Genomic DNA, 26,627 nt, shown 5'->3' with positions numbered 1-26,627 from the left:
CCTGCTTGCGGTTTTACTGGTCGTTGCCGAGAGACCCGCTGGCGGCCGTTACGCCCGTTTTGTTCATGTTGTTTTTCTGCTCATCTCGGTAGTACTCCCACGGGCTGACATCGAGGGAGACCGAGAGCTGGTGGACGGCGACGAGCAGGCGGGCGAGTTCCGTCCCGAGCGCGTCCTCGTCGTGGCGACCGACGCCGCGGATCGCAGCCGACAGGTCGAGCGTCCCCGCCCGGATCGCGTCGAGCTGGAGCTGGTAGTCGTTCTGGCCGGTGTACTCGGGGAGCATCTCCTGCTGGTCGGCGACGACCCAGGCCATCTCCTGGTAGCGGTCGTCGAACGCGGTCTCCCAGCTCATTGTTCCGCCTCCGTGTCCGATGCCGTTCCATTGGTCGACGCTTCGTCGTGCGCCGTGATCTTGACCGTCTCTTCGCGGACGCCGGGCGTTTCTCCCAGCGCGTTGTCGTAGGCGGTCTGGAGGCGAGTCGTCGGTTCTCCTTCGAGCGCGGACGCGATCATCGCCGCGTAGGTGGCCGCGTCGCGGAACGAGTCCACGGCCGCTTCGAAGTTCACGTCGTCGTTGATGACCGCGGTGCTGTAGCCGCGGAGGATCTTGTCGAGCAGGCGGTGAACGTTCCCGTTCACGATGTGGTCGATGTCTGTTTCGAGCGTGACCGGCTCGCTGTGCAGCGCCGAGAGCGCCATCCCCGACACGATCCAGGTGTCGCGGTAGTCGTCGTTCTTGGCGGTGAACATCTCCTTCTGTTCTTCGAGTATGTCGTTGGGTTCGGTGTTCATGGTTCTTCGATGTGGTGACGCTGGCATCCCTCGACGTATCCAGCCCATGCTCCTGCGAGGAGGTGGACACCGCGGTACTTATCGCACCACAGCGTCTGCTCGGGCGAGTGCCGGAGGACGCCACCACAAATCCCATCGATTACTCCCGACTCGGACGCGATGAGGCGCTCGCTGAACCTGTCGTTGCGAAGCGCCTCAGGGGATGACCAGATCGTTCGAGCTCGCTCCTGAATCGCTGAGTGCGAGCTAACCGAACGATCGATCTCGAACTGGACCACGTACTCACTATCGCCAGCGATGGCGGTGGGGCGGACCAGCGGTTTCGTCTCTGCACGGACCGGTGACACCGGTCGTGCATCGGGGGCGGTCGACATCTGGGGAGGTGTGGGTAGCTGTTGCCTGGGTAGGGCAACGACCCCTATCTGAAGGGGTAGTGGTACCTATACGCGAATAGAAGTTAAACCTTCGGATATGTATGAAGTCTTATATTGAAATTCACACTACCGTCTTCGTGATTTTCGATGTCCCATAGAAATTCTGGACATACACGCCGAGGGATATCTCTACCCCGACCTCACACCAAACCGGACGCTCTGGTGCAGAGACACGTTTCCGAGTAAACACACTCTCAGTGAGACACTAAACCTGGGCCTCTACTGTTAGAGCTTTTAAATACCGTATCGGCCCAATTACTGTTTTAGATAATACTCGACGAGCGCCCGTACTCCACGACGAATGCGACCACCCACCGCCCCTTCGGAGACGCCCAGCTCATCTCCGAGCTCCTCGAGCGTCGTCTCTCGAGGCTCTTCGAAGTACCCGGTATCGAGGGCGAGTTCCAACGCCTTCCGCTGTGCAGGTGAGATCTTGAACCGGCCACTCGTGTACGTGTCCGCGTTTGCTACTTCGTCGTAGAGCCCATCTACTTCGATCGTGAGCTCGGGGATGTCGCCCATATCTGCGAGAAATCCCTTGAGTCGATCGCGGTCATGCACACGTGCCCTGGCGTGGATCGTCCCGTTCTCTCCGTGAACATCGGTAAAGACGAGATTGTGCTTCATGACGAGCGCATACGATGAGAGACACATCGCTTCCGGCGTGAACGTCACTCGATACAGTCGATGGTCGGGTGGCACATCAGCGAGGATCTCGTAACTTTCGATGTACCCGTTCGAGCGGAGCCCCTCTTCGAAGCTGTTGAGATTCTCCCCTTCTCCCCAGAATATCACCGTTTCACGCGCATCCCCGACCGAGTTCGTATTGATCGCGAAGTCCTCGAACGTCACACGCGTCCCTGATGACATTTGTCCCGCCTCTCGGAGCAACGGCGTCGTCATCGTAAATTCGGCAATTAATGTCATTAGGTGTCGGTCACCCGTCGATTACACTATACAGACATATAGATACAGGGTAGGTGTCACCCGTATTTAGAATGAATCACAATTGATTAGTATGCTGACTGATCTACTGCAAGGTCGGGCACCGTGGTCAGTCAGTGAAGAACGGGATCGTCTCGATCTCGATCTCCTCAGACCACGGCATCTCCAGGTCGTCTCTCAGGCGGGCTTGCGCCTTCTTCGCCGCGTTGAACGTGAACGCGACACCCTTCGATTCGACGTGTGCACCATCACGCGTGAGGTACAGCACGTACACCTCGTCGACCGTCGCAAGATCCTCACCGACCCGACGCCGATCATCCGAGAGCTTTGCCCCGAGCGTATCGGCCCATCCCTGGAGTTGCCGCGCAGTGAGACCGACTCTGAGTACTTCCCGTCCCGATGCCAACTCCGTGACGGATGCCTTCCGGTACGTGTCCGGGTACTCCTTCTCGTCGTCTTGACTTCGTTCGAAGTACACCGTTCGGTTCCCAGGGTCGAGCGAGTCGTCGAACTCGACCTCCGCATCGTCGTCAGACATCGACTTCCTCCACCTCGTCGGCTTCCGCGTCGATCTCGTCCTGGATCTGCTTGGATCTGGTCTTTCGTTGTTGCTTCGCTATCTCCGTTCGCTCGTCTTCGGTCGATACCAGCCAGAAGAACTCTTCGCAGAGCATCCGCCAGAGCGCGTCGTCGAGCCGCGTCGATAGCGCGTTGTTCTTCGCATCCATTGTCTCCCGTATCTCGTCTTCGTACTGTTGAACGAACCGCTTCATTGCGGCTCGCTCGTCGCCCCAGAGGTACCATACCGACTGGCCCCGACCCCAGGGCGGGTGCAGTCCACCGACGTACCGGCGGGCCTGCGGGGTAAATCGTGCGCCGTTCGGGAGCTCGTCTCCGAGTAGCGGCCCCTTCTCGTGCAGGGCCATGAGCTGTTTGTTCCGGCGAGACTCTACGTAGGGATACGGGCGAGTGTGTTGCGCCATATGTGTTTTTCACCTTGGTACAGGGATTCGATTCAGTTCGGGCCGATCGCGTGAGCGACCAGCACAGTTCAGTCGATTCAGTTCGCGTGGCTGTTGCACCCCGCCCCGGCGGTGAGGGCCGCTGTTCAATGTGTGTCATGGTTACTCGTCCGATCCCAGCTCGTGACCCCGTCCACGGGTGCGAGCCTCGTCGATACACTCGTCACACGACCCGTTAGACGGGCCTGGAGTCGCGTTTCCGCACGCGTCGAAGTTGTAGCACTTGAGCTCGTCCGGCACGGCCTCCGAATCCTCGGTGTCGGCCTCCGGAGGGTGGGAGTCAGGGACCGAATCAGCCGACGCCATCAGCGCCCCATCTTCCATGCTTTGTTGTAGCCGATCAGTCGGTCGCCGTCCTCCTTCCGGCTCTCGTTCTTGTAGCCGAGTCGCCAGGCGTTCGACCAGACGTGACCCCACTCTCCGCCCATACACGAGTTCGGGTTGTACCGGGCGTCGTACGGGTTCGCCGTCTTACTCTCTCCAGCACGGCGAGCCAGTGCGCCCTTCTTGTACGCGCCAGCGAAGTGCGGCGCCATGTTGTCAGGGACGTGGTCGACCGTGTCGTCGGGTTGCTTGTCTGCGGCGTCGTTGACCGACTCGACTTCACCGAACTCGACAGACCCCATTATGCCACCACCCCGTGAGCCGCGGCTGTCTCGTGAGTTGCGAACTCGTACATGGACGGCGGGAGCACTTCTGGAACCTGGCTCGAGGCCGTGTTGACGACGACCGTGTCACCGTCGAGTTGCGGTCGCCCTCGGTATTCCTCATCCGCGATTCCACGAACAGTCGCCAAGTGCGCCTGCGTCGCATACGTGGATTGCCACCACCCGATGAAGGCGATAATCTTCCCGTCGGGCGTGAGCGCCCCGTACAACGCGTGGCTGAAGCCAACGATGAACCCCCAGTCGTCGACCTCCCGACGCTCGACTCGCTGGATGACGTTGCTCATGCCGGTACCTCATCGTCGGGTTCGAACACCGGGTGCTCCGGTGGGTCAGTTCCGAACACAGCATGCTCGGGGAGGGTCTTCTCGCCCGGCGTGTGAACACTGGTGAAGTTGTCGAGCGGGAGTGCGTACGGGTATTCGTCGATGTAGACGATCGGAGCGCCCGCGTCGGGGTAGTCGATCCGCTCGACGATCGCCTCGACCTGTCCCTGTTCCGTCTCACCAGTGACGATATCGCCCACGTCGGGCGTCCTGACCATCGTTGGTTCCGGCGGGGAGTCCGTCTCGGGCTCCGAGCTCTGCTGGTCAGCCTTCGAGGAGTGGGAGTCAGACCCCGAAGAGCCCGTCACCGAGTGCCAGAGCCGAACGAGCAACCCCATCAGTTGAACACCTCGTGGTCGGGCGTCTCTTTGTACTCTGGCGTTTCGATGTCTTCGATGTCGCTGACCAGCACCCTGTCACTGGCCTTCGTGTAGTAGTCGTCGACCATGACGGTGGGCTCACCTCCGTCGAGATCGATCGAGACGACCTCACCCTTGCGGGCGCTGGAGCCATCATGCCAGGTGACGATGTCGAGCATGTCCGGGACCGAGTCCTGGGGCTCAGGGGCCAGCGAAGGCCCATCCCCACCCGCACCAGACGGCTCCGGGGATCGGTGGATCGCGTCGAGGGCGGTCCGGACGTCGAACGAGTTTCCCTCGATATCCTCCGCATCGAACTCAACCCCGTCGACGCGTTCGACGATGCTGAAATCAGTGACGATCGACGGGTGAACGCCTCCGTCGAGCTGATCGATCACCGTGCTTCGGACGATCGACTCTTCGTCTTCTCGCTCGTCGTTCCGCGCCTGAAGGTACGGGACAGCGAGCGTGACGGTCACGATCCCGACGCGCTCCTTCGGGTACTGGTTGTACTCGGCGAGCGCGCGGGCGGCGTTGAGCACGTTGCTGAACGCCTGCTCGGTGTCGCGCAGGTAGAACAGGCTATCACCCTCGTCCGTGACCGAGAGGAGCGTCCACTGGTCGTCGTGCGCCTCCATGTACGCCTCGCACGTGGTCAGCGTCACGTTCGACTCGGGTGCCTCGTCGAGGAGCTCCAGAAGCGGGTCTTCTGCGTTCTGCTCGAGGTTCTCGACGAACTCGTCACCCAACATTCCGTCATCCTCATCAGACGAGCCGAGCTCGACGCGCTTGGCCTCACCCGTCTCGACGTGCGTGACGTACACGCTACTCAGGTCCTCGTCCGGGTGCTCGTCCTGCGCCTGGCGAGCCGCGTGCTCGTGATCGTCGGCACAGTACGTTCCGTAGTTCTCGTTTCCGGGACCGAACTCATCGGCGTCGACCGCGTACTCATCCTCCATTGAGTACTCGAACGGGTCGCCCTCGCTCGGGTCGATGTCGTCTTCCGGCCGGTAACCCTGATCGCCATACTCGGCGTCAGTCACCGGATCGTCGATACCTGTTGCCCGGTCGTGACCGGGCTCGTCGTACGTATCTGGTCCTTCTCTCTCCATAGGAACTCCGTTCCACATCACCCAGGTTCCACGCTGAGTGGTACCTATTAGTAAGCAGGGTGAGAGTAAATAAGTTTCTGTTTTCTTACCTATCTAAATCGCAAGACTGGGCCGGGTGTCCCTCGTTTGTATCAGTCCCCATAGGAGGAGAACGTCTGTTGTGCGACGACATCATCGTCCGCCTCGCCCGCCTCGATCATGTTGAGTGAGTGGTGGACGGTCGCGTAGTAGTCCAGGAACCCACGCGCCTCGTGTTTCCAGGTGTTCGAGACGATGCCACCAGTCGCGATGGAATCGTACATCGGTTTCATCGAATACGCGAGTGTGTCCGCCGAGTCCAGATTCTCGACGACGTCCGGTCGCTCTAACGCCTCTCGCTTGACGCCAAAGCCGTGGATCTTGAAGTCCGGGCCAACGCTATCACGGACGGCCTTGACGATCGTCGCGATCTGACCAACGTCTTCTCGACAGCAGAGCGTTCCGATGCCGATGTACTCCACCTGATCGAGGACACCTGCACGGTACAGCTGGCGCAGATGGTCCTGGTAGTCCGAGGGAGCCCAGCCCTGGACGACCGCGACCGGCATCGCCTGAATCTCGAACTCGTCCATCAACTCCAGGAGGATCTGGGCCTTCTCGGTCGTGAGCTGTTGGTGGCATGTGACGGTCGTGTCCCGTTCATCCAAGATGTCCGGCTCACACGGGTAGTCTCGCAGGGCGAAGTAGTCGGGCTGGGCGCGAGCGACGTATCGCAGGTAGGCTTCGTCGCTTGTCGTGTACTCGCCCTTGGATTCGAAGAACGAGTAGCCACCCGAGTCGATGAACATGGCGTCGACGTTCAGCAGTAGTTCGAGCCCCTTCGGGGTGAGCAACTGGTTGTTCTTCGTCGCGTAGTTCAGCATGACCGCCAGCTCGTCCGGCTCGCGTTCGTCGAACCCATGTGAGAGGACACGGATCGCCTTTCGCTGGGCGCCGGAGGAGACGCCCCAGAACATATCGAACGCCAGCGTCTCCCGAACGAACTCCTCGAGCGTCCGCTGGTAGACGTCGCGGAACAGGAGCTCGCCACACTCCAAACAAAGCGGCTCTTCGATCGGGTCCATGACGATGCGGAGCGTTCCACACGTGGCACACCGGCCGCCGATCTCGTGGACACACTCGTCAACGTCACACTCCTGCTCGTACTCGAGGAGACACTGGTACGCATCCGAGTAGTAGTCGTGTTCGGAGAGAACGTCGCCCGCGGTCAGTCGCGTCCCTGCAAGTCGTTCGAGGACGACCCACGGCTTACTCTCACCCATCCAGAAGCGAGTCACCGCGGCCGGGTCGGGCTCTCGACTCGGCTCAGGCCGATCGTCGACCGGGAGGGCCGGGCGAGCGTCAGTCGTCCCCATTGTCGAACCCGTCGAGATCGGTCTGTCCATCCGGTTCTGGCTCGACCCACTCGTAGTGCTCGTCGAGCATCTCCATCAGCGCCTCCTCTTTCACCCACGGGCTCAGCCAGAAGTTGAGCAGGAGGGCGATCATCGTCGAGGCCACGCCACGGATCGGCGTGATGTTGGCATGGGCTGGCGGGAACAGATATTCGATCTGCGGGTAGAACCGAACGTCCGGGAGCTTGTTCCCACCAGGTGCCGTCTCGGGCGTCGAGAGATCGAACGAGTCGATCACTCCCGGGTTCTTGCGTAAGAACAGGAGCATCTCCGGGCGTGGCGTCGGGGAGAGTGCGTGAACGTGGCTGTCGGGGCCGACCGCGTTCCGGACGGCTTTCAGCGCCGCAATCTGCTCGTGGACGCCCAGGCTCAAGAGCCCGCCAACAGCTACCCCATCGACCGCATCGATCAGGTCGTACGTCAGCGAGAAGTGCTCTACGCCAGCGAGGTACCGTTCTTCTTCGGCCGCCGTCTTCGGGTAGTCGAAGTACGGGTCGTCTTCGAAGCCGAGGATACGCCCTGGGTCCCAGTGACGGAGCTCGTCGACGAAGTGAGTGAACGGCGGGTGAATCGGCATCAACAACCGCGTGTCGATGTCGTCTGTGTACCAGTCCCAGTAGTGCTCGGCCAGCTCTTCAGCGTGCGATTCTGGCGTGAGCTCATCGTACCCGTCGGTGTACGGCGTCGGGTCCGGCGGAATCATCTGATGGGCATGCATGTCGCGAGCCGCTTGCTTGATCTCGCTCATGTTGCCGATCTTGCGCTTGCCCGAGTCGATGATCACCTGGCGAGTCGAATCACGGACGCCAGGCCGCGTCTCGTAGTACGACATGAGCTTGTGTGGGTAGCCCCAGTACGGGTTGATCGACGAGACGTAGATGTCGATGGGGCACGCTTCGATGATGTCCTCGCGAGCGTCGAGCTCCTGGTCGTAGATCGCCCGTTCGAGGCGTTCATCCGGAGTGGCCGCGTTCGCATCCGGCACGTCGTCGACGGCCATCCTACTCCTCCATCGGCGCGATCGAGAGCGTGTTTACCGTGATCCCCTCGTGGTTATCGTCTCGGTGTGCCCATTCGAAGTGATACTCAGTCGTAGGTGGCTTGAGAGGCGTGCCCGGGGACTGCGACCGTATGTTGGGTGTAGTCCCGCTCGCGATGTACGTGAGAGGGCCCAGAGTTGCGAGTTGGCGGTGAAGGTACCTCCAGACCGACGCGACGTTCGCGGCGTACCGAATCTTGAGATACCACCGACCATCGTACACCATCCAGTCTTTACCCCGGTTGTAGTTCCAGCGGACGATCGGCTGGATATACGCGTCTTTCCCGTGTGGTACGTCTACTACGTGTTCTGCGTAGTCGAAAATCCACTCCGGAGGAATGAGCGACCACTTGCTGAGTCTCGGCGACCACTCCACGCCGATCTCCTCGCCGCGAGCGGTGAGACGCTCCACCTCGGCTTCCTGGTGAGAGAAGTCGATGCTCATATCGACCTCACGAGCTCGTCGTGCTCGTTCAGAATGCGGTCCATGATGTACACGCGCTCGAATCGTGCGTTGTCGGTGGCCGGGATGGAGTAATCCAAGTCGCCGTAGTACCCCTCGTCCGTGTCCCAGTCCATGTCGCCGAGACCGTACTCGTGGTACGTCTGGTGGTCGACGTACTCCTGCTCGTCAGTGTCGAAGATGCCCTCGAACTCGTAGACGTATACGAAGCACCGATTGCACACTGGGCACGAGCGAGTGACGTACCAGCCCACGCCGTCCATCTCCTCGATAACCGAGTCTCGGTCCAGGAACGCCTCTTCGCGAACGCACGTCTCCTGGTCGGGGTGACTGAGCTTCCCCTCATGGTCACCATCGAGTGACCGCTGAATCGATTCTACGGCCTCCAGCAGCTGCGCTATGCGCTCCATCTGCTCAGACGAGTCACAGTACTCGGCCGTCTCTCCGAGCTCTCTCGCGGCGCGTACGGCGACCTCGCGGCGGACAGGAACGAACTCGTCGGTCATGCCTCTACTCCGTCGCCATCGAGCGGGCGGAACTCGTCACTCGTGAGCTCGACGATGTACTGCACGTCCTTCTCTCGGATGTACACCTGGCCGTTCGCGCCCGTCGCCTTGTACGTCGGGTACGTCCGGGGGTGACTGTTGCTCGGGAACCAGAAGTCCGAGTAGTAGCTGGCCACCGCGACTCGGCTGGCGGGCTGGTGACCGTACCCGTCTTCGAACACCTCACTGTCGTCGTCCAGGACGAACAGGAAGTTCGGGTCGATCATGACTCGGCCCCCAGGATGGACCGCATCTGGCGAAAGGCGCTCACGTCGTTCGACCGGAGCCGAACGGTATGACCGGCGACCGACGTCAACTGGTCGCCCTCTCGCGGGTTGTACTCGATCACGCACCGGTAGCCGCGGGCGTCGATCACCGCATCCATCCACTCGGCCAGTGGCGCGTCGTACTCCCACACGGCACGGATCTCTCGCCGATCACGGACGACGAACACCGGTTGTCCGGGGTCGAACTGCTCGTCCGGCTCTCCGCGGGGGAGGAGCGCGTCATCGAGCGCCGACGCGGGGAGGACCATGTACTGTAGGTCGAATCGGCCCCACGGATCAGCGTCCGTTACAGCCGACACGCGAAGGACCGGCTCGCCATCATCGTGCCCGAATCCGTCGATCGTGAGCGACCGCACCGTCATGGGCGGTCTCCGTGTTTCGAGCGGAAGCGTAGTTCTTCGAACAGACTATCCATCCGTTCTAATTCGTTCTCGATTCGTTGGTGAGCCCGGGCGTACTCGACGACGAGATCCGCATCGTCCATTTCACGGATGGACAACTCATCTTCCTCGTCGAGCGCGACGGGCTCTGGGGAGTCAGTTTGGGTAGCTGCTTGCATTTCTTTCGTCCATCCCACAGCATTTGGTAGGCGCCTGTGGGGAGCGCACGCCCACCCGAGGAGTCGAACCCCGGCGAAGTCCAAGTGGGTCAGCTGTTGCTGGTGGCATGTCAGGATGCGGTCGCAGTGTCGCTGGACTCGGTGTCGATGCCGAGTGCCTGCTTGAACTGGGCGACCTCCTCCGGGTCGGGAGCGGACTCGACCAGCGTCAGGGCGCCGTCGGTGGGCGCTTCCAAGTCCAGGTCGACGTCCGGATCGTTCGCGTGCTTGTAGATCGTATCCAGGATGTCGTTGTGGACGATCGTCGGCGAGAGCTTGCCCTCGAACGCTTCACGAGCCAACCCGACGAAGCCGAGCTTGACGAGCTGGGTGCCGAGCCAGTCCCAGTCGGGCGAGAGATCGATCGTCTCGGGAAGGTCGCGCAGCTCGTCGGAGTCATCCTGGCCGAGGACGTCGTTCATCATCTCGTCGAGCCCTTCAAACTGGATCTCACCGCCAGCGTCCGCTCGCTTGTTGAGTGCGATCGCTTCGTCGAGCTCGTCAGTCACCGACTCTGACTGGTCGTCACCGTCGTCGACCGTGTTCTCCGGTCGCCACTCGGATTCCAGCCACTCGATATAATCTTCGTCCCGCTTCTCGGCGAAGTAGCGTCGACGGGCTTTGGCCGAAGCGAACGGGCCGGGATCTTCTCCGGTCTCATCGATCGCGACGTCGATCGTCTGTTTCGTAGTCGGTGCTTTGACGGCTGGCGGCTTCGCCGGGAGTGAAACGACGCCCCGACCGATGGGTTGGCCATCGGCCGTCTGCGTCGGCTCACCCGCTCTCTTGAGCGCGCCCCAGCCCTGTTCGTTGAGGTAGTACCGGTACGCTCTGTGCGTGTTCGGGTCGGGCTCTCGCTCGACGATGCCGCGTTCGTCGAACAGATCGCGGCACGTGTACGAAACGTCCTTGGCGTCATCGAACACGCCCTCGGCGGCATCGTACAGTTCTCTGGTCGTCGCGCCGTCTCCGTTCGCGTCCTGATAGAGCGCGAGACAGAGGAGCGCCCAGTGGCGCTTGCTGTTCTCCACGACGGAAGTTTGGGTGGACATTTTTCTTTACCTATAGTTGACAGGGAGCGATTATATAAGTTTCTTTTAGCTGATAAGTCAGACTCTATACTGTTCTCGAAACCGTGAGGCTCCGCCTCTTCGGTGTATGATTCGTGGCCGCATTCGTATGTGTATGAAACGTGAGGGGTTCGCCCTTAGCCGAACTGCGGTGGCGAAGGGCGCGACCCGTCCTGGTACACCAGGTCCGTACACTGGGCGTAGCCGGCCTGATCGAGGTGGGTGTCGCGGTCAGGCGACCCCGTCTTCGTCCGCCCGATCTTGGCGAGCTGCATCATCTGGCTGTAGTCGTACGCCGTGATCTCGATGCCCAGGTAGCCAGACCACATGTCCGCGATCACCTGGAAGTTCTCCGTGGGCGGGCCGTACTCCCTGGCGCGTTGACCGACCGTCTCGTCCGCCTTCGCGAGGATCGACGGCTCGGGTTCGTCCTCACTCATCGTCGTCGAAGCCCTCGACCTGGCGGATCGTCACGTGCTCGGCACCGCCCAGTAGCGCCCCCGCGACGAAGTGCGTCGCATCGTACTCGGCGAACTCGCTGTTCGTCGTCCACGAGCGGTCGTCGTCCACACGGATCTCGTACTGCGGGTCGCTCATGCGTTCTTCCAGTCGTCGAAGTCGTCCTGGAGCTGGTTGGCGATCTCGACGTACTCGTCGTAGTTGCGCTTCAGGTCGTCCCCACCGTATTCCTCGGCTGCGTCCTGGAGGGCTTCGAGCGCCTCGATCGCGTCGGTGAACGCGTCCGGGAGCGGGTTCTCGTCGATGTCGTACTCGCGGAGCCAGTTGCGGACCGTGTTCTCGGTGACGGGCCACTGCTCGGCCAGCTCTTCGACGGTCACCCCGTTCTCGATCTGTTCGCGGAGATACTCCGCGTCCTTCCAGCCCTTCTTGATACCGTACATCGATGCGAAGATCCCGATCTGACGGGGGCTGAACTCCGTGATGTGGCGCTCCGCGATGTCTTCATTCGTGAGTCCCTGGTTGCGGCGAAGCTCGACGAGCTCGTCGCGGTCCGGGATGTCGTCTCTGCTGTCGATCGTTGCGTCAGTTGCTGTGTTACTCATTGGTTTCGTGTCTCCGTTATGGTGTGAGCGGCATCGGGAGCATCTCGTCGTATCGAGTGAACGTGTACGGCATCCACTGCTTGCACTCGTTGAAGCAGCCGTCCACGATCTCGCGGGCTTCTCCCTGCACGTTCGCTTTCCCGCGGATATTGATCAGGTGCATCCAGGCGCGAGCGTTCCCGCTCACGACCATGTTCACCTTCGTCGCCATCGGGAGGATCTTCCGTGCTTCCTCCTGCGGCACCTTCCAGTCGACGAGCTCGTTGTAGACGTCCGCCGCCTGGCTGTAGGCGTGGTTCACTGCGCGGAGGCGCATCTCTGCGGTGGCTTCGACCTTCTCGACGCCGTGGCGCGTTGCCACCTCGTCGGCGGTGAACGCCTCCGGGTACTCGAACAGGTCCTCGAACGGCTTGGGGTCGTGTTCGAAGTCCAGCGTCTCCAGGAGCTCGCCCGTGTCGACGCGGACGTACCGGAGCGACATCACGTCGAACGTGAAGTGCCGGTGCGTCCGGAGCTGGGCCATCGCCGTTCGCGAGATCCCCTCGATCGCGATCGTACACGCCGGGTGTTCGAACGGGCCCCAGTGCCCACCCTGCATCAGGTGGTCGAGGAGCGTCTTCTGGCGAGCTCGCGTCCGCACGCCCGAGTCAGAGACCCAGTAGCGGTGCGTCTCGTACTCGTCCTCGCCATTCTTCTCACGCTTCTCGACGACACCCTCCGCCTTTGGTGGGATCGAGTCGTCGACGAGCACGACCTGGCCGGCGTCGGATGCCTCGTCGTACAGGTGGTCGAGATTGCAGGACGCGCCGTCCATGATCTCGGCGTACTCGTACTCGAGGACGCCCTCGTCGCGGTAGTCGTTGCGTGCGCCGACGCAGACGAGCTCTTCGGGCGTGTACCGGTCGTCGATTCGACCGACACTCACCGAGCTCATAGCTCGTCCTCGTGCTCGAACAGCTTCTCCTGGTTTTCGAGCTTCTTCATGGTCTGTTCGTGGCGGTTCTCAGCCCGCTGGTTCATGTGTCGGTACAGCACGACACCGACGATCAGCAGCGAGACCCAGAACAGGATCAGGCCAACGTAGACGAACGCGGACATGACTTACTCGTCCTCGTCTGTGTTCACGTCGAGGTGCGTTGGGAGGCCGTCAGCGCCAACGGGGATGTAGACCGTGTCCGTCTCATCGAGCTTCTCGATGTACATCGCCTCGATCACGCCCTCGTGCTGGTACGCCTCGGCGCGCTCGAGCGCCGCTTCCTTGTCACCACGGGCTTCGATCAGCTTCCGCTCGGCTTCGAGCTCGGCGATCTCGATCTCCTTCTGCTTGGCGACCTTCTGCTGCTCCATCGCCTGGGCCTGGGCCGCTGCGTGGGTGATGTCGCTCGGAAGGTTGACCTTCTTGATCGACACCGACATGATCACGGCACCCGTTCCTTCGGCTCGCTCCTGGAGCTCATCGAAGGCTGCTTTGCGCATCACGGATCGCCCTTCGTCAGTTGCGATCACAGTCGACTCAGTGCCACCACCGACTTCGAGCACGCCGTCCTCGACGCCGGGGTAGAGGACACGAGCACGGAAGTTTTCGTGTGTTTGCCAGGTCTCGTAGAACTGGCGAGCATCGGTGACCTTGTACGTGACTTGCAGATTGACCGGGACACGAACGTCGTCGTGCGTGATCACTTTGATCGAATCGTCCCGGTTTTTCTCACCCTCACCCGGTTGGTCCGAGAACGTCATCTTCTGTGGCCGAGTGTTGATACTGACCGTGCTCTGGGTGGCTGGATTGATGAAGTACCAGTCGCCGGGCGTGAACGTCCCGCGGGCTTCACCTTTGTACTTGACCACTTTCACGTGACCCTCGTCGACAGTTTCGATCGAGGCGGCGCCGACCGCCGATACAACCAGGCCGATCACGACCAGAATCGTGAACCCTCCTCGCAGAACGTCGAACGTCTCCATTAGCGGTACCTCCGTTCCGAACCGTGTCGATCTCCTTTCATTGATTACTCCGTTCCGCGCGTCAAGCGCGGGGCCCACTGGGTAGCTGTGGGTATTCTAATGTAAACTGTAAGCGTTATTAAGTATTTCCATCTACATCAGATTTCTTATACAAGAAAAACCCAGTTACGTGGGCGACCTTGCAAGCCTATTATTCGGATGGCCTTCATAGAATACCTGAAGAAACGCTGGTGGTGGCATGAGTGAGAATGTGTCATGAAGAATACTCTGGGCCATCCGAGATGAATGGTTCGTGGGAGGAAACCTCTCGGGTAACGTCGAAGGTTCGCTCAACATTGCGTATTCAGGAGGTAGGAGGCTTGAGGCGCTCGTGTATGGGCCAATTTCGGGCGAAACGCGTGGAAGGGCATGTTACCCCCGTGTAGGGTGGGGGTTATGGCGTCAGAAGTGGGTCGTCGAGGCCCTGGTAGTGTCTGAACCTCTACAGCGGGCCTGTCGGTATTCAAAACTTTTTGCACGTACGTACATACGCGTATGTACGTACATACAGGGGTTCGGAAGGGGTCAGTCCCGATTAGCCCATCAGCCTGAACAGCTTCTTGGCGAAGTTCTCCTTCACGATGAGGACGATCTCGCGGGAGGATTCGAACGCTGGTTTCTCTGCTGGGACGACGATCGTCCCCTCCGGGATCGAGCTCTCGGGGTACACCGGGAGGTGGACGTTCGTGTTCCGGTGTTCCTTCACGAGGAGCGGGTGGTTACTGCATCCATAGACGAACTCGGCGAGCGCGGCGTGGTCGGCGGTGTCCATCACCGCGTATTCGTCGTCCCACTCCACGACGTCGAGTTCCGTCACCCAGTAGCCGGGAGACAGGTGTTCGACGTACACTATCAGGCGATACGTATCAAATAGGTTATATCAGTTTTCCCGATACTGGACCCACACACTGACACAGGCGAACGCGCCAGCCCCATACAGCGCCGCGAGGAGCATTCCCACTGGCGTCTGGTAGAACGCGACTGCGACCAGCGCGTAGCCGGCTGCGAACAAGAGTAGGTCGCGTCCCATCAGTTCAGACCGTCTCGCCGGGATCGACAGTGAGCCCAGTGTCGACCGTCGTCCCTCGGCGGATGGTGACGCCCGCCTGGACCGTCGCGCCCGGACCGACGATCGCGCCGAACTCAGTCCGCCCCGTGTCGATCCGCTCACCGTCGAACTCAGCGACGATCGTCTCGCCACTGGCCGCTCGCGTGTTCGTGGTGACGTTCTGCTCGACCGTTGCCCCCTCGCCGATCACCGAGTGGCCGACGTACGAGCCAGCCCCGATGGTGGCACCGTCGAGGATGACGGATGATTCGACGATCGCCCCGGGTTCGATGGTCACGTCCTCCCCGATCACACACGGGCCCGTGATGACGCAGTTCTGAGCGAGCCCCTCGTCGAGGCTGGACTCCGCCCAGACGATGTCGCCACCCTCCTGGCGAGCGGCGAACGCGAGGTTCGCCTCCAGGTAGTCGTTCGGGTTCGTGATCGGCGTCCAGTCGACGAGCACCGCCTCCGGGCTGTGCGTGTCTGCGAGCTCGATCGTCATGGGGTCGATGCCGTAGTCCCACTCGTGAGCCTCAGCCGGGAACTTGTACGCGTACGCCATGTGCGCTCCCGAGTGTTCGATATCCCCAGGCCGAGCGCGGACGCGGTCACCGTTGAACTCGAGGCGTCCGTGAACACCGGCTGTCGGGAGGTTCACGTGACCGATCGCCGCGTCGTGTTCGGCGAGCTCGGCGAGCGACTCCTGGTCGTACAGGATGTCGCCGCGGACCCAGAGGAACCCCGAGTCACTGGCGAGTCCGTTCGTCTTCGCGGCTCGGTCGACGTAGTAGTGCTTGACGAAACACAGCTCGACGTCTTCGGTTGCGAGCCGGTCGACACCGCGTTCTGCGCCGAAGACGGTCCGGAGTGAATCCTCGTCAGTGACGATGGCGATTCGTTCGACGCCGATCTCGACGAGAGTGTCGACGACGTGTTCGATCACGGTCTTTCCAGCCACGGGGAGGGTGAAGTGCGACCGCCGGTCGTTGATCGGGGACAGCGAGGACACGTTGCCCGTCGCATCTATAACAGCCTGCATGAATAAACAGATAGCTTACACAACCATAAGGGTACCTGTAAGCCAGTCGGACTTGAACGTATCAGTGACAGGTAATAGCTACTCGCGCAGGTCGACTTCGAATCCCCACGTGCAGAGGACGTCGTCGATCTCGCTGAGCTCCTCCCAGTACAGCTGTGGGTCCATGAGCTCACCTTCGTGGACGACGACCGCGTGCCACTCCACTTCGGGGTTCGGCGATTCGACGGTCAGGATCAGGGTTCGCTCATCGAACGGTCGGTCGTCGGCGAACAGGTCAGCATGATCACGGAGCTCGCCGACGGGGAGCGGGTCCAGAATCGTAATCAGGCGGGACCCGTTCGTGTGGCGAAGCAGGAATCCGTGGATCTCTGCGTGCGACGTTGGAACCGATACTTCATCCCTGACGGTCGCGAGCGGGAGATCGGTCACCATCGCCAAACACGCCGGAGCGCAGTCGTTCCAGCTCTCCTGGGGGACGTGGTTCATTCGTCGTTCGAGGACCCGTTTCCGACGAACTCGCGAGCCGCCTGCACCGTCCCTTTCCCGAACAGGGTGATTCCGCCGGCCATGGCGAACGTGAGGACCAGCGTCTTGACGGCGAAGTCGACTTCGACGCCGGGAGTGAGCGTCTGGTGGAGCCAGACCGCAGTCAGGGCGCCGACCAGGACGACACTTGCGACATCCTTCATCCGAGGTGCCATCAGATGCGCCCCCGGTCCTGGCTGAGTCCGTCCGCGACGACGTCGTCGAGGATCGCCATTGCCGCCTCGCTCACGAGCGGGTCACCGTACTCGTCGGTGACACCCACGTCGAGTGAGCGGCCTTCGTCTTTCATCTGATTGCGGTACTTCCGGACGGCCCACACGGAGCACTCGGCTTTCTTCGCGACCGAGCGGTTGCCGCGGTACGGCGCGGCGGCCATGATGATGATCTTTTGCCAGTCTGCGAGTGGTTTATTCGGCATGGCTGGGGAGGTATTGGTCGAGGTTGCGCGGGAGCAACTGTCGGTAGATGAACTCCACGTTGTGCTCGGAGAGGTCGACTGGCTCGTCCGCCCAGTCGTCCGAGAGGAGCTCACCCTTCTGCATCCGCGAGTAGTTCACGAACCAGCGTTCGCGCTGGTCCACGAGCTCATCTACACTGGGGAGCTGTTCGGCCGGGCCCGACCCCGCCTGGAACAGTGGCCACACGCGTGACCGACCGTGCTCCGTCACGGGTGGGTAGAACGGAACGCCGTCGCGTCCGTACGTTTCGCCGTGGAGTCGGGCGGCCATGGGCGTCGTCGACTCGTCGAGCGGGTCGACCCATACGTGGCCCATGACTTCCTCGCACTCCAGCTGAATCGCGACACGGCCGACGTTCCGTGCCTCGATGACCGCGATCGCCGTCGCCCAGTCGTAGTACGTCTCGGGCGTGACGGTCAGCAGGTAGAACACCTCGCGGTCCTGGAGCACCGCAGATCCGTCCGGGTTCACCCACTTGATCTCCTCCGACTCTCCACGTCGGTCGACAGTGAGCCCATCGTCGTACAGGGACGCGAGCGTCTCGTAGGCGCTCTCATCGTCCGAGTCGACGTTGTCGAGGACAGCCGTCCGGAGCGCCTCATCGTACCATTCGACGCGAGCCTGCGTCCGGTAGCGGATGCGCTCGAGTGCGCCATCGGGGTCGGGCGTCGGGTTCGACAGCTGAGCGCCGAGGTTCCGAAGCCAGACTGCTTCGTGGTACAGCCCTTCGTCGTAGGCCGCGCGAACGTACTCGTCGATCTGCTCTTCGTGCGTTGCTCGTAGTTCGTCGAGGTGGTCCTCGAGCCGATCTTCCAGCGCCATCTTAGGTGTCCTCCTGGCTCAGCGTCGCGGTCAGTTTCGTCACGGCATCGTCGAGTGCCACCACCAGGTCATCGCGGAACGGCCCGTTGAGCTGATCACCCCGGCGCGTGCTCGCTTCTTCCGGGCGAGTGCTTGCGACCCGAGCGAGACTGGCTTCGTCCTCATCAGAGTCGTCATCGGTCTCGTCGGGCTCGTTCTCCTGCTGGCGTTCCTGCTGGCGGCGGTTGAACTCGTCCTGGATCTCCATGTTCATCCGCTGGTCCTGGAACATCCGGTCGAGCTGCTCGTCCGGGACCGGGTCGAGTCCGATCATTTCCCGGCCTTCGTTCCGGGTAATGAGCTTCGCTTCGTACGCCTTCGTCGCGGAGTTGACGATCCGTTCAACGTCGCCATCTTCCAGATTCGACCACTCGACCGTCGGGAGAACGATGTCGTCGCGGAGCTTCCACGTCGAGATGTCCTCCTTATCGGGCATCTCCGCCCGCCACTCGGGGTGCTTGAGCAGGAGGTGCATCCGGAACAGCTTGCGGAGCTGACGCCCCATCGTCTCGCGAAGGTGACGAACGTTGTTGAGCGAGGAGTCCTTCGCCGGGCGGTTCCCAATGTAGGGCCCACCAGCGTCGCGCCCGACGCCACTCACGTTGAACGTGAGCGCGTGCATGATGGAATCGTTCATCAGGTCGAGGAAGTCGCCGTGTTCTTTCGCCTTCCCCTCGGGGCCCTGAACGTCGACGGTCACTTCGTTCGGAAGGATCGGCTTCTCGTCGGGCTTCATGCCCTCGAGCGTCTCCTTCAGGTCGGACGCGTACTTCTTGGCCTTATCTTCACGCAGGTCGTCGTTGCTGATGTGACCGAACAGCGTGGCGACGTCGATGTGGTAGATCTCCCGGGCGATCAGGGAGTCGTCCATCGCGACCTTGTTCGTGAGCGTGTTGTGCTTCGCCTGAAGTGCGAACTTGGTCGGCTCGATGCGGGGAGCGCCCCACACACCGTACGTCTTCCGACCGAACTTGTCCGTGAACCAGTTGCCACGGCGCTCGGTCCCGAGGTGAAGGATCTTCCACGCCTCGATCGTCTTCATATCCTCCGTGCCCTCGTTGAGCAGGTAGTAGTCGGCCGACTGGACGACTGCGTCCGGGATGTTGTCCGTGTACGTGGTGAGATCGATTTCGTCGTCGGCGTCCGCGGTCTTGGCCTCCTTCTTCGCGGCCGCGAACGCACGCTCTATCTCAGGCTTCGTCTTCTCGTCGATGATCGTGAGCGACCGAAGGGGAAGTGACTGGAGGCCGGTAATCCCGGTCCCGTCCTTGTAGACGATCTTGGAGACGTCGTTCCCCATGGCGATCATGTACTTGAACATCGACGGCTGCGAAAGGTCGAGGTCGAGGTCCTGGACCATCTGTTGACAGTCCTTGAGCGCCTCAGCGTCGTCTTCAGTCGGCTCCTCCTGATCACCCTCAGTGGTGGGGTGCGTCAGGTGGAAACCGGACGCCATCTGTGCCTGTGCACGAACAGTTCCTGCGAGCTCCGGGTCGATTTCGAGCAGCCGCTCGTACAGATCGAAGTCTGTCTCGAACTTTTGCTTCTCGAGGATTTCACGCGGCTCGGAGACGACCTCGGCGAGCGAGGCTGATCTGGCGACCGTCGCACTGGTCGAGTCGACTGAATCGACTTCCGCGGTTATCTCGACCCCGTCCGAGCTCTCGTCTGGGGGTGTCTCTGACTCACTCATTCACGTGATCTCCTACCTACTCGTGGTCGTCGCACTCGTGTTCGTCATCAGCCGCCTCGACCTCGGCACCACAGCGAACGCACTGGCCGTCTTGCCGGAGGTCTTCAGGGCGCTGCGTGACTGCGCCAGTCTCTACCGAAGTTCCCATATCACAAATCTGGTACTACCAACGCTTAAGTGTATTGATGAATTGGTAATACCAGTTTTGTGGTATATTCGGGGGCGACTCAGTAGCCGACGTTGAACGAACCGAGCACCGGGGTCGGCGACGTCATGTGCTTCTGGTCGATGTTGTAGTCGGCGTCCTGGACCCACATGGCGAGCGCGGCCGAGTCCGGGAAGTCGTCGTGCCCGCCCTCCTTCGCCTCGACCTTCATCCGCGACCCGTTGTAATCCTTGATCAGCTCGAGCCACTGCTGCTCCATCTTCCGCATGGGTACCTCCAGGTGCTCGTACTCGTGGATCTGCTTCGGGATCACGAAGTCGCAGTAGTCCCACTCCTCCTCGACCTTGATCTTCCGCTCGACGTGCTTGTACAGGTCGTGCTTCGACGACGAGCTGAACTTGATACCTTCGACGTGCTGGCTCAGCTCCCGCTTGAGCATGTCCGTCATCGGGTCACCCACGCCGTTCGAGTCCACCCCGACGACGTCCGCTCCCCATCGGTCGAGTTCCGCTTTGATCACGTCCATCTGGTCGGGATACTCGACGTTCTGCATCTCCACGATGTCCAGGAGCACGATCGTCTCGGTGCTGAAGTTGTCGTGGTACGGGTCCCACGAACCGAAGTACTTGCCCGTGACCGTCAGTACGGTCGAGTCCTGCGTCTTCGCGAGGTCCAGTCCGGCGCGGATTTGCCACTTGTCCTGAAGGGACCCATCCCGGTGCAAGTCATCCTTGGTGACGTAGGGTGCCATCAGCGGCGGTGGGTTCATCCGCCGCCAGTCCTCGTACGTGATGAACATCCCGGCCTCCAGAATCCACTCGAGCTCGTACTGGGTCCGGAACTCGTCGGACTCTGGGCTCATCTGCTCGAGCTGTCTCGCGATCGAGCGCCGGTAGTTCTTCGAGTACTTCGCGGGCGTCCGCCAGTCGTAGATCATGCAGAACGGCGTTCCCTTGAGCCGTTCGAGCTGCTCGCGGAACCAGCAGTCCTGGAAGTGCGGCGTGCCGATACAGCACTTCGTTGCGTTCGTCTCAGCGCCCATCGGCCAGATCTCGGCAAGCAGCATCCGCCGGCTGATCTTCTGCGTCTCGTCGATCAGGATCAGGTCGAACGTCTCCCCCTCAATGTTCCCTGAGCCCGCGGTGATTGCCTGGACCACAGAACCGGACGACAATTTGAACGTGTTCCCGCCGTACGTCTCGATCTCGAGCCCGAGCCCGTCAAGGAGCCGCTGGTTGTACCGTTCCTTGACGCGGTCCCACATGATCTCGGCCTGACGCTGCTTCGGGCCGAAAATCCCGATGCGGATGGGAGCGAACAGGACGGAGATCGCATACGCCGTCGACGCGAGCGTCTCCGTCTTCCCTGACTGACGAGCCCACTCAGCGAAGAACGTCTGTCCGTCCTTGCGGACGACGCTCTTGACGATGCGGTCGGAGAACTCCTTCTGGTACGGCCGGAGTGTGATGCCGGACGCTTCGATCAACTGGTCTTTGACCCGGCAACACCAGTTCTCGAACGTCTTGTGCGCCTCGACCGGGTCAGCGATCCCGGCTGTGAAATGCGGCTTGTAGTTTCGAAGGTCGATCGCGCCTTTGCCCTCGACCAACTCGGACATCCGAGCACGAGAGGCGGCACCGGGGACGTTGCCAAACCGACCGGCTTTGGCGTTCAGTATGTCTGCTTGCGTCATGGGGAGGGGCTGGGTAGCGGGGGCGGGCCGGGGGTGTCAGAGGGCGTACGTACGTACGTACGGATATGTACGTGCAGACGAGTGTGGTGGCACAGGTCTACTCGTCCGGGAGGTCGTCGAAGGTGATCTCGTCGGGGTCTTTGTCCATCCAGGCGTCCTCTTCTTCGCCCTCGTCGTACTCGTCGTCCGACTCCGCCAGATTGCGGATGTCGTCGTCGTCACGGTAGTCCGAGTGTTCGTCGTCGCTGGGGTCTGCGAGCTCGATCTCGAGCGATTCGGCGAGCATCTTGCTGAACGGGTCAGCCTGCACCTGGTTGACGTCGATGTCGATCTGGCTCGTGGACTGGAGGACGCCAAGTCGTTCGTAGTCCTTCGAGAGCGATTCCAGCAGTTTGTCCTTGAGGACGATCTGCTCGTTCACCTGGTCGAGGAGCATGCCGCCCATCTGCTCTTCAGTCTCGACGGCCTTGCCGAGCCGCGACTCCTGAAGTTCAACGAGGTCCTGGCGCTTCGCGGCGATATCGATCGTCTCGCGTCGCTTCTCCAGTTCCTGTTGTGCCTCTTTCGCGGGCATCATCTCCTCGGGGAGGATCTCCTTGTTCATGTAGTCGCGAAGCTGGCGGACGGTGAACTCCTCGCCGTACCGCTCCAGGATCTGCTCACGGAGCTCGTCGTACGTCGGGTCGTGCGACCGGCCCTTGTTCTTGAGGAGCATCCGGATCTCATCGCGGAAGGGAGATCTGTCGATGTCCGGACGGCGACCACTACTCATTCAATTGATAATTGGGCTGTTCTATCAGAAAAGTGTTCCGGTGCCCTTAAGTACGATTGAAGCCGATCGAGACGGGAACGTTCGACGTGAAAGTGCCAGACGACGTCGAGTCTGTGGCGGTCCACGCCTTGCTAATCTCCGAGCGTTCCATTCTGAGGACGCGCTCATCCATCAGTTCATCTACTATGTCAGCATCGAAGTACTCCCGGTGCTCTCCCTCCTCTACCTTGAACGTATAGCCGATCACCGATCCGTCTACACGGTGGATCTCGTCGACGACCCATCGGATCACAGCATCCTCGAGCTCGCGGTGTTCAGTGAGTGTACACCCGCGCGAGAGGGTAAGCCGGACGCTCTCGATAGCGTGCGTCGACGTTCCCGCGTCCGTAGTGACGGTCAGCGAGATATCGCTGGCGGTGCTACTCGGCGTGTGTATCTGGTCCCCCGACGACGACGAGTCCATCGTTGAATCCAGTACGCACCACGTTATGTTCAACCTTTCGACGTGTCGCACCGCGAGAGAGGATTAAGCTCTCGCTATCTATCGATTCAATGACCCACGTGACACTGTGGCCGAACAACGTACGTTCGCGAAGGATGTCACCACGGGCAACGATCACCGACCCGTCGGGACCGGGAACGTCGTACTCGTACCAGGCGATGTGATCACCCGAGCTGTGGGGCCCGCCCATCATCGATACCGTCCAGGTCGTCTCGGCCCTCCATATACTCCTGGGTCGCGTACATGATGTCGCCGTCGAAGACGATCCCCTCGATCGTCGTCCCTGACATGGTCACCTCCATGTGGTGCCACCGGTCGTCGTCCGGGACTTCGAACTGGTCGAAGCCGATGATCGTCTTACTCATCCAGTCCGATGGTCTCATCGAGGCGTTCGCTCAGCAGGAACCGCGCGAGCTCGAGCGGCCGGAAGTCGCGCGGGTCGTACCCGTACGCTTCGGCGAAGACGTTCGCGATGTCTTCGTTCGTGGTGGTCACGCCGTGGGGCTGACGCCGGTCTCCCAGCTTCACGAAGCGCCCGGCGGCCAGGTACGCCAGGAACTGCTGCATCGGCTCGGTGTGCATGCTCTCGACGTCGTTCTCGACCGCATACGTGACGAAGTCTTCATCGTCGTCGACGTCGCGCACCGTGATCGTCTCGTCTTTGAGCTTGTCGAAGTAGACGATCTTCTCGGACGGCATCTTGACGTTGTACTCCCGCTCTTGTGCCGGGGCGACCCCGTGCGTAGTTGGTTGTTCGTCGTCCATCGTAGATTCCTCACCCAGACACGGGTGACGCTCGCGTCCTGAATCGAACAGGAGTCACAGACACCAGTCTCGCGAGTTGAGTTGTGTTGTCCAACAACGACGGCTGTTGGATTCAAGAGTTGGATTACAAAAGCCGAAAGCGAGATTGATCTGAGACCTCCCCAGGTACCCAGATCGTTTCCCAGAGTGGGGTCGCTTACAGCTACCCAGTTGCACGGGTTCTTGAGCCGGTATGTTAACCAGCCGGTCAATCTCCCCGTATATGACCACATGGAGGCTAAGTACTTAGTTAGTATGCCTAAAAGGATAGGCACGGTGACATTAACTTGGGACCATTGGCAAAAAACGCCAGGAATAATGTTGATTCGTGAAGGATAGTTATATCTAACCTCCGGATTCGTCATTGTCTCCACGTCGAGGGTAGGGGTCATATCGTCGAGAGCTGGTCGACAGGCGACAGATGTTACGATGCGAGGCCCACGACCGTGACGGTGCCCTCGTGGTGGGCTCGGCCGAACTCGAGCAGCTGGTAGTGCGTCCGAAGATCGAACGACCGTGGCCGGATGACCATCGTGTTCACGAGGTAGTCGTCAAGGTGCATATTCGCCTATCTTACACAGAGCACCACAGACCATTATAACTTTCGAAGGTTCAACAGATAGCGCGCACAGACAGGTCTCCACGGCTGTACCCACAGCCCTGTACCCACACAGGGGCAATTATGTAAGAATTATTAATACCGACCTATCTCGAACATGCCACCACAGGCGACCTGCTTCCGTTACGGGTGGCACAGCCAGATCATCCCGCCGATCTTGAGCTTGTCCTGGTCCGGGTCCGCCCCGATCGCCTCCAAGACGTCGGGCCAGACGCTCGCTGGAAACGAGAGCACAGTAAACTCGTTCCCATCGTCGTCCGTCGCGATACGCGTCCAGATCTCAGCGTTCGAACTCGCACAGTAGAGCTCGACCGACCGGCGCGTCCCATCGTCGATCTCGACCAGTGCGCCCCGAGTGAGTGCCCCGAGCTGTGCCGGTGAGAGTGCGGCTCGTTTCGTCATTCACCCTCGTTCTGGCGCTGCTCTTCTGCGAACTCCGACCGGCGGAGCATCTCGCGACCGAGAAGCGTGATCTGGTACTTGTAGGCGGGCTGTTGCATTCCCTCTCGTTCCGCACGTTCGACGATCTCCTTGTCGGCGTACTTGCCGAACGACGAACTGACCGACGCGTGCGGGATGTCGAGCTGGTCGGCGATCTCTCCCGGGATCGCCCACTCACCCTCGTCAGTCAGCTTCTCCGCGTGTTTCAGGATGGCGTACCGCTGTGAGCCGTATTCGACCGTCGGCACGTCGGCGTACGGAGCCACGTTCAACGCGACCTCCGCCTGCGGCTCCGGTTGTTCTGTCTCCGACTGCTTGGCATCGGTGTCGTCGGCCACGTCCGCCATGTCCGCTTCGAAGTCGTCGATCGTGTATCGCGTGTGCTGCGATTTGGTATCGATCCCATCGAGCTGGTCGGCTTCGCCGAGGGTCGGGAGTCCACTCTGATCGACGAACTCGATCGAGATGTGGGCGCTGACGATCTGATCATCGTCGATCCCAGCGGCCTCGAGCATGGTCATCAGCTGTTCCATTGGTTCGTGCTTGTCGAGCGTCAGATTGAGCTCGTTGACGCGGGCTATCGGCTCGGTTGCTTCCATCTGGGTGGGATTCTGGGTCATTCGGTTGTGGTGGCACCTGCTCGGTCTGAGTCAGTGCTGGGTGTTTTCGGTTCGAACATCGTGATCTGACTCTTCGGGAGCCAGAGATCGCCGACCGGGTACCGCATCGAAACACCGCTCGGGGTGCCGACGCCGAACTGGTCGACGAGGATCGCGTTGTCCGTTCGGTGTCCGACCGTGAGGTAGACGCAGTCTTGCTGGAGCACCGCCGACTTGAGCCCCTTCTCGTCGACCAGCCAGTTGTCGCCCTCATCGTTCCTGAGCTGGACGAGCATCTCATCGTCGCGCTGGCCGAGCAGCTGCGTACACAGCACCCAGGCGTCGGCGGCATAGCCGTCACGAACGAGTGAATCGGGCTTCGTGACCAGCTTCGGGCTCTGACCGTAGGCCGTTACGACGAGCTCCATTACTCCTCCACGTAGAGATCTTCGAGCTCGGCCGAGTCGATCTCCCCGCCGTCGTCGTCGACCAGCGGCTCCGTGAACGTCTGGACTTCCTCGACGAACAGGGCGAAGAACTCGCGGGTCGACTCTTCGCTGATCCCGTTCTTGTGCTTGCTCGTGATGTTCTTCACCAGCGAGTTGAACAGCGAGTCGTCGTCCTCCAGGACTTCTACGCTGTCAGCCAGCTGGCTGTACTTTACCATCTTCTGGAACCCCTGCGTGTTGATCACCTTCTCGATCAACTCGTCGGGGATGTCGTCGATGTCTTTCGCTTCCATTGGGTTACACTCCGTTCACGCCTCGTTTGTAGAGCGCCGGCGTGGGGACGCTGAAATCCCGGACGGGAATCGAACACCGTCTACTCCAACGGGACACAGCTCAGGTGAGGGGGTCGAAGTCGACGATCACCATCCCTTCTTCAGCATCGAACTCCGCGTCGAGCGAGAGCGACTCGTCCGGTCGCGTGCATTCAAGATCGCGAAGCAGCTTCTTCACCTGGAGGAGCTTGCCCGTGTACGACCCGGTCGTGTGCAGGACGTACACGTTGGTCTCGCCCGCGTGCTCCTCGGTCGTCGCCGCGAAGCCGACCCACGGTTCCGTGCTGTGGGTGAACAGCGCGACGTACTCCGCATCGCCGAACCAGTCGTCGACGGCCGCCTCGTTGAAGGCGATCTTGCCCGACGCCCACATCTTGACGCCGGGCTGATGGGTCACCTTCCGGCCCCTGCTCGACCCATCGTATTTTTCGAAACTCATATCTGACA

At 61.0% G+C, this 26,627-nt stretch carries 42 protein-coding genes; all 42 read right to left on the bottom strand.

Annotated elements, in window-relative coordinates; genetic code table 11:
- Positions 1–13: 13 nt before the first annotated feature.
- The gene (locus HUG10_RS21485; protein WP_179171737.1) at positions 14–355 is read right to left on the bottom strand and encodes a hypothetical protein; all 342 of its coding nucleotides are present in this window, start codon (positions 353–355) and stop codon (positions 14–16) included.
- Positions 352–795: a hypothetical protein gene (locus HUG10_RS21480; RefSeq protein WP_179171736.1), complete on the bottom strand. Its 444-nt coding sequence runs from the start codon at positions 793–795 to the stop codon at positions 352–354. The genes HUG10_RS21485 and HUG10_RS21480 overlap by 4 nt, the downstream gene beginning before the upstream one ends.
- A 689-nt stretch (positions 796–1,484) precedes the next feature.
- Positions 1,485–2,081 carry a helix-turn-helix domain-containing protein gene (locus HUG10_RS21475; RefSeq protein WP_179171735.1) on the bottom strand — a complete coding sequence of 199 codons (597 nt, stop codon included), beginning with the start codon at positions 2,079–2,081 and terminating at the stop codon, positions 1,485–1,487.
- A gap of 202 nt (positions 2,082–2,283) precedes the next feature.
- Positions 2,284–2,712 (bottom strand): hypothetical protein, encoded by a 429-nt coding sequence (locus tag HUG10_RS21470; protein ID WP_179171734.1) that lies wholly within the window; start codon positions 2,710–2,712, stop codon positions 2,284–2,286.
- Positions 2,705–3,100, bottom strand: coding sequence for a hypothetical protein (locus tag HUG10_RS21465; RefSeq protein WP_179171733.1), 396 nt, complete (start codon positions 3,098–3,100; stop codon positions 2,705–2,707). The genes HUG10_RS21470 and HUG10_RS21465 overlap by 8 nt, the downstream gene beginning before the upstream one ends.
- A 401-nt stretch (positions 3,101–3,501) precedes the next feature.
- Entirely contained in the window at positions 3,502–3,822 is a 321-nt protein-coding gene (locus HUG10_RS21460; protein ID WP_179171732.1) for a hypothetical protein, read from the bottom strand.
- Positions 3,822–4,148, bottom strand: a complete 327-nt coding sequence (locus HUG10_RS21455) for a hypothetical protein (RefSeq protein WP_179171731.1) — start codon at positions 4,146–4,148, stop codon at positions 3,822–3,824. Before HUG10_RS21455 ends, HUG10_RS21460 begins: the two co-directional genes overlap by 1 nt.
- Positions 4,145–4,525, bottom strand: a complete 381-nt coding sequence (locus HUG10_RS21450; RefSeq protein ID WP_179171730.1) for a hypothetical protein — start codon at positions 4,523–4,525, stop codon at positions 4,145–4,147. The genes HUG10_RS21455 and HUG10_RS21450 overlap by 4 nt, the downstream gene beginning before the upstream one ends.
- Positions 4,525–5,658 (bottom strand): hypothetical protein, encoded by a 1,134-nt coding sequence (locus HUG10_RS21445; protein ID WP_179171729.1) that lies wholly within the window; start codon positions 5,656–5,658, stop codon positions 4,525–4,527. The genes HUG10_RS21450 and HUG10_RS21445 overlap by 1 nt, the downstream gene beginning before the upstream one ends.
- 131 nt (positions 5,659–5,789) lie before the next feature.
- A complete protein-coding gene (locus HUG10_RS21440; RefSeq protein WP_179171728.1) occupies positions 5,790–6,959 on the bottom strand; it encodes a deazapurine DNA modification protein DpdA family protein in 1,170 nt (389 codons plus the stop codon).
- Between the two features lie 79 nt (positions 6,960–7,038).
- Entirely contained in the window at positions 7,039–8,091 is a 1,053-nt protein-coding gene (locus HUG10_RS21435; protein WP_179171727.1) for a hypothetical protein, read from the bottom strand.
- 1 nt (position 8,092) lies between these two features.
- The gene (locus HUG10_RS21430; protein ID WP_179171726.1) at positions 8,093–8,575 is read right to left on the bottom strand and encodes a hypothetical protein; all 483 of its coding nucleotides are present in this window, start codon (positions 8,573–8,575) and stop codon (positions 8,093–8,095) included.
- Positions 8,572–9,099, bottom strand: coding sequence for a hypothetical protein (locus tag HUG10_RS21425; RefSeq protein ID WP_179171725.1), 528 nt, complete (start codon positions 9,097–9,099; stop codon positions 8,572–8,574). Before HUG10_RS21425 ends, HUG10_RS21430 begins: the two co-directional genes overlap by 4 nt.
- The gene (locus tag HUG10_RS21420) at positions 9,096–9,365 is read right to left on the bottom strand and encodes a hypothetical protein (protein ID WP_179171724.1); all 270 of its coding nucleotides are present in this window, start codon (positions 9,363–9,365) and stop codon (positions 9,096–9,098) included. Before HUG10_RS21420 ends, HUG10_RS21425 begins: the two co-directional genes overlap by 4 nt.
- On the bottom strand, positions 9,362–9,673 hold the full coding sequence (locus tag HUG10_RS21415) for a hypothetical protein (RefSeq protein WP_179171723.1): 312 nt from the start codon (positions 9,671–9,673) through the stop codon (positions 9,362–9,364). Before HUG10_RS21415 ends, HUG10_RS21420 begins: the two co-directional genes overlap by 4 nt.
- Positions 9,674–10,094: 421 nt before the next feature.
- Positions 10,095–11,075 (bottom strand): hypothetical protein, encoded by a 981-nt coding sequence (locus HUG10_RS21410; protein ID WP_179171722.1) that lies wholly within the window; start codon positions 11,073–11,075, stop codon positions 10,095–10,097.
- Positions 11,076–11,230: 155 nt separating this feature from the next.
- Positions 11,231–11,533 (bottom strand): DUF6378 domain-containing protein, encoded by a 303-nt coding sequence (locus HUG10_RS21405; protein ID WP_179171721.1) that lies wholly within the window; start codon positions 11,531–11,533, stop codon positions 11,231–11,233.
- Positions 11,526–11,690 carry a hypothetical protein gene (locus tag HUG10_RS21400; protein WP_179171720.1) on the bottom strand — a complete coding sequence of 55 codons (165 nt, stop codon included), beginning with the start codon at positions 11,688–11,690 and terminating at the stop codon, positions 11,526–11,528. The genes HUG10_RS21405 and HUG10_RS21400 overlap by 8 nt, the downstream gene beginning before the upstream one ends.
- Positions 11,687–12,157: a transposase gene (locus HUG10_RS21395; protein ID WP_179171719.1), complete on the bottom strand. Its 471-nt coding sequence runs from the start codon at positions 12,155–12,157 to the stop codon at positions 11,687–11,689. The genes HUG10_RS21400 and HUG10_RS21395 overlap by 4 nt, the downstream gene beginning before the upstream one ends.
- 16 nt (positions 12,158–12,173) lie before the next feature.
- Positions 12,174–13,091, bottom strand: coding sequence for an FAD-dependent thymidylate synthase (gene thyX / locus HUG10_RS21390; protein WP_179171718.1), 918 nt, complete (start codon positions 13,089–13,091; stop codon positions 12,174–12,176).
- Positions 13,088–13,255, bottom strand: coding sequence for a hypothetical protein (locus HUG10_RS21385; protein WP_179171717.1), 168 nt, complete (start codon positions 13,253–13,255; stop codon positions 13,088–13,090). The genes thyX and HUG10_RS21385 overlap by 4 nt, the downstream gene beginning before the upstream one ends.
- 3 nt (positions 13,256–13,258) lie before the next feature.
- Entirely contained in the window at positions 13,259–14,116 is an 858-nt protein-coding gene (locus HUG10_RS21380; RefSeq protein WP_179171716.1) for an SPFH domain-containing protein, read from the bottom strand.
- A 574-nt stretch (positions 14,117–14,690) separates the two neighbouring features.
- Positions 14,691–15,005, bottom strand: a complete 315-nt coding sequence (locus HUG10_RS21375) for a DUF5802 family protein (RefSeq protein ID WP_179171715.1) — start codon at positions 15,003–15,005, stop codon at positions 14,691–14,693.
- A 30-nt stretch (positions 15,006–15,035) separates the two neighbouring features.
- Entirely contained in the window at positions 15,036–15,185 is a 150-nt protein-coding gene (locus HUG10_RS21370; protein ID WP_179171714.1) for a hypothetical protein, read from the bottom strand.
- A gap of 4 nt (positions 15,186–15,189) precedes the next feature.
- Positions 15,190–16,245, bottom strand: a complete 1,056-nt coding sequence (locus HUG10_RS21365; protein WP_179171713.1) for a GlgC family sugar phosphate nucleotidyltransferase — start codon at positions 16,243–16,245, stop codon at positions 15,190–15,192.
- Between the two features lie 78 nt (positions 16,246–16,323).
- Positions 16,324–16,731, bottom strand: a complete 408-nt coding sequence (locus HUG10_RS21360; protein ID WP_179171712.1) for a cysteine peptidase family C39 domain-containing protein — start codon at positions 16,729–16,731, stop codon at positions 16,324–16,326.
- Entirely contained in the window at positions 16,728–16,946 is a 219-nt protein-coding gene (locus tag HUG10_RS21355) for a hypothetical protein (protein WP_179171711.1), read from the bottom strand. The genes HUG10_RS21360 and HUG10_RS21355 overlap by 4 nt, the downstream gene beginning before the upstream one ends.
- Complete coding sequence (locus HUG10_RS21350; protein ID WP_179171710.1) at positions 16,946–17,209, bottom strand: hypothetical protein; 264 nt, start codon at positions 17,207–17,209, stop codon at positions 16,946–16,948. The genes HUG10_RS21355 and HUG10_RS21350 overlap by 1 nt, the downstream gene beginning before the upstream one ends.
- Positions 17,199–18,071, bottom strand: a complete 873-nt coding sequence (locus HUG10_RS21345; protein ID WP_179171709.1) for a hypothetical protein — start codon at positions 18,069–18,071, stop codon at positions 17,199–17,201. Before HUG10_RS21345 ends, HUG10_RS21350 begins: the two co-directional genes overlap by 11 nt.
- A gap of 1 nt (position 18,072) precedes the next feature.
- Positions 18,073–19,803: a hypothetical protein gene (locus HUG10_RS21340; RefSeq protein ID WP_179171708.1), complete on the bottom strand. Its 1,731-nt coding sequence runs from the start codon at positions 19,801–19,803 to the stop codon at positions 18,073–18,075.
- Positions 19,804–19,819: 16 nt separating this feature from the next.
- Positions 19,820–19,951 carry a hypothetical protein gene (locus HUG10_RS22080; protein ID WP_281375748.1) on the bottom strand — a complete coding sequence of 44 codons (132 nt, stop codon included), beginning with the start codon at positions 19,949–19,951 and terminating at the stop codon, positions 19,820–19,822.
- A 79-nt stretch (positions 19,952–20,030) separates the two neighbouring features.
- The gene (locus tag HUG10_RS21335) at positions 20,031–21,587 is read right to left on the bottom strand and encodes a terminase large subunit domain-containing protein (protein ID WP_179171707.1); all 1,557 of its coding nucleotides are present in this window, start codon (positions 21,585–21,587) and stop codon (positions 20,031–20,033) included.
- 172 nt (positions 21,588–21,759) lie between these two features.
- The gene (locus tag HUG10_RS21330) at positions 21,760–22,434 is read right to left on the bottom strand and encodes a hypothetical protein (RefSeq protein ID WP_179171706.1); all 675 of its coding nucleotides are present in this window, start codon (positions 22,432–22,434) and stop codon (positions 21,760–21,762) included.
- Between the two features lie 46 nt (positions 22,435–22,480).
- Positions 22,481–22,897, bottom strand: coding sequence for a hypothetical protein (locus tag HUG10_RS21325; protein WP_179171705.1), 417 nt, complete (start codon positions 22,895–22,897; stop codon positions 22,481–22,483).
- A gap of 203 nt (positions 22,898–23,100) precedes the next feature.
- Positions 23,101–23,301 carry a hypothetical protein gene (locus tag HUG10_RS21320; protein WP_179171704.1) on the bottom strand — a complete coding sequence of 67 codons (201 nt, stop codon included), beginning with the start codon at positions 23,299–23,301 and terminating at the stop codon, positions 23,101–23,103.
- Entirely contained in the window at positions 23,294–23,701 is a 408-nt protein-coding gene (locus HUG10_RS21315; RefSeq protein ID WP_179171703.1) for a hypothetical protein, read from the bottom strand. The genes HUG10_RS21320 and HUG10_RS21315 overlap by 8 nt, the downstream gene beginning before the upstream one ends.
- Before the next feature lie 463 nt (positions 23,702–24,164).
- Positions 24,165–24,302 (bottom strand): hypothetical protein, encoded by a 138-nt coding sequence (locus HUG10_RS21310; RefSeq protein WP_179171702.1) that lies wholly within the window; start codon positions 24,300–24,302, stop codon positions 24,165–24,167.
- A gap of 180 nt (positions 24,303–24,482) precedes the next feature.
- Positions 24,483–24,761 carry a hypothetical protein gene (locus HUG10_RS21305; RefSeq protein ID WP_179171701.1) on the bottom strand — a complete coding sequence of 93 codons (279 nt, stop codon included), beginning with the start codon at positions 24,759–24,761 and terminating at the stop codon, positions 24,483–24,485.
- A complete protein-coding gene (locus tag HUG10_RS21300; protein WP_179171700.1) occupies positions 24,758–25,420 on the bottom strand; it encodes a helix-turn-helix domain-containing protein in 663 nt (220 codons plus the stop codon). The genes HUG10_RS21305 and HUG10_RS21300 overlap by 4 nt, the downstream gene beginning before the upstream one ends.
- A complete protein-coding gene (locus tag HUG10_RS21295; RefSeq protein WP_179171699.1) occupies positions 25,417–25,827 on the bottom strand; it encodes a hypothetical protein in 411 nt (136 codons plus the stop codon). Before HUG10_RS21295 ends, HUG10_RS21300 begins: the two co-directional genes overlap by 4 nt.
- On the bottom strand, positions 25,827–26,141 hold the full coding sequence (locus HUG10_RS21290) for a hypothetical protein (protein ID WP_179171698.1): 315 nt from the start codon (positions 26,139–26,141) through the stop codon (positions 25,827–25,829). Before HUG10_RS21290 ends, HUG10_RS21295 begins: the two co-directional genes overlap by 1 nt.
- 100 nt (positions 26,142–26,241) lie before the next feature.
- A complete protein-coding gene (locus tag HUG10_RS21285) occupies positions 26,242–26,619 on the bottom strand; it encodes a hypothetical protein (protein WP_179171697.1) in 378 nt (125 codons plus the stop codon).
- Between the last annotated feature and the right edge of the window lie 8 nt (positions 26,620–26,627).

Source organism: Halorarum halophilum (assembly GCF_013401515.1).
GTDB lineage: Archaea > Halobacteriota > Halobacteria > Halobacteriales > Haloferacaceae > Halorarum > Halorarum halophilum.
Note: the sequence above shows the minus strand (reverse complement) of the source record. Positions and strands in the feature narration are given on the sequence as shown.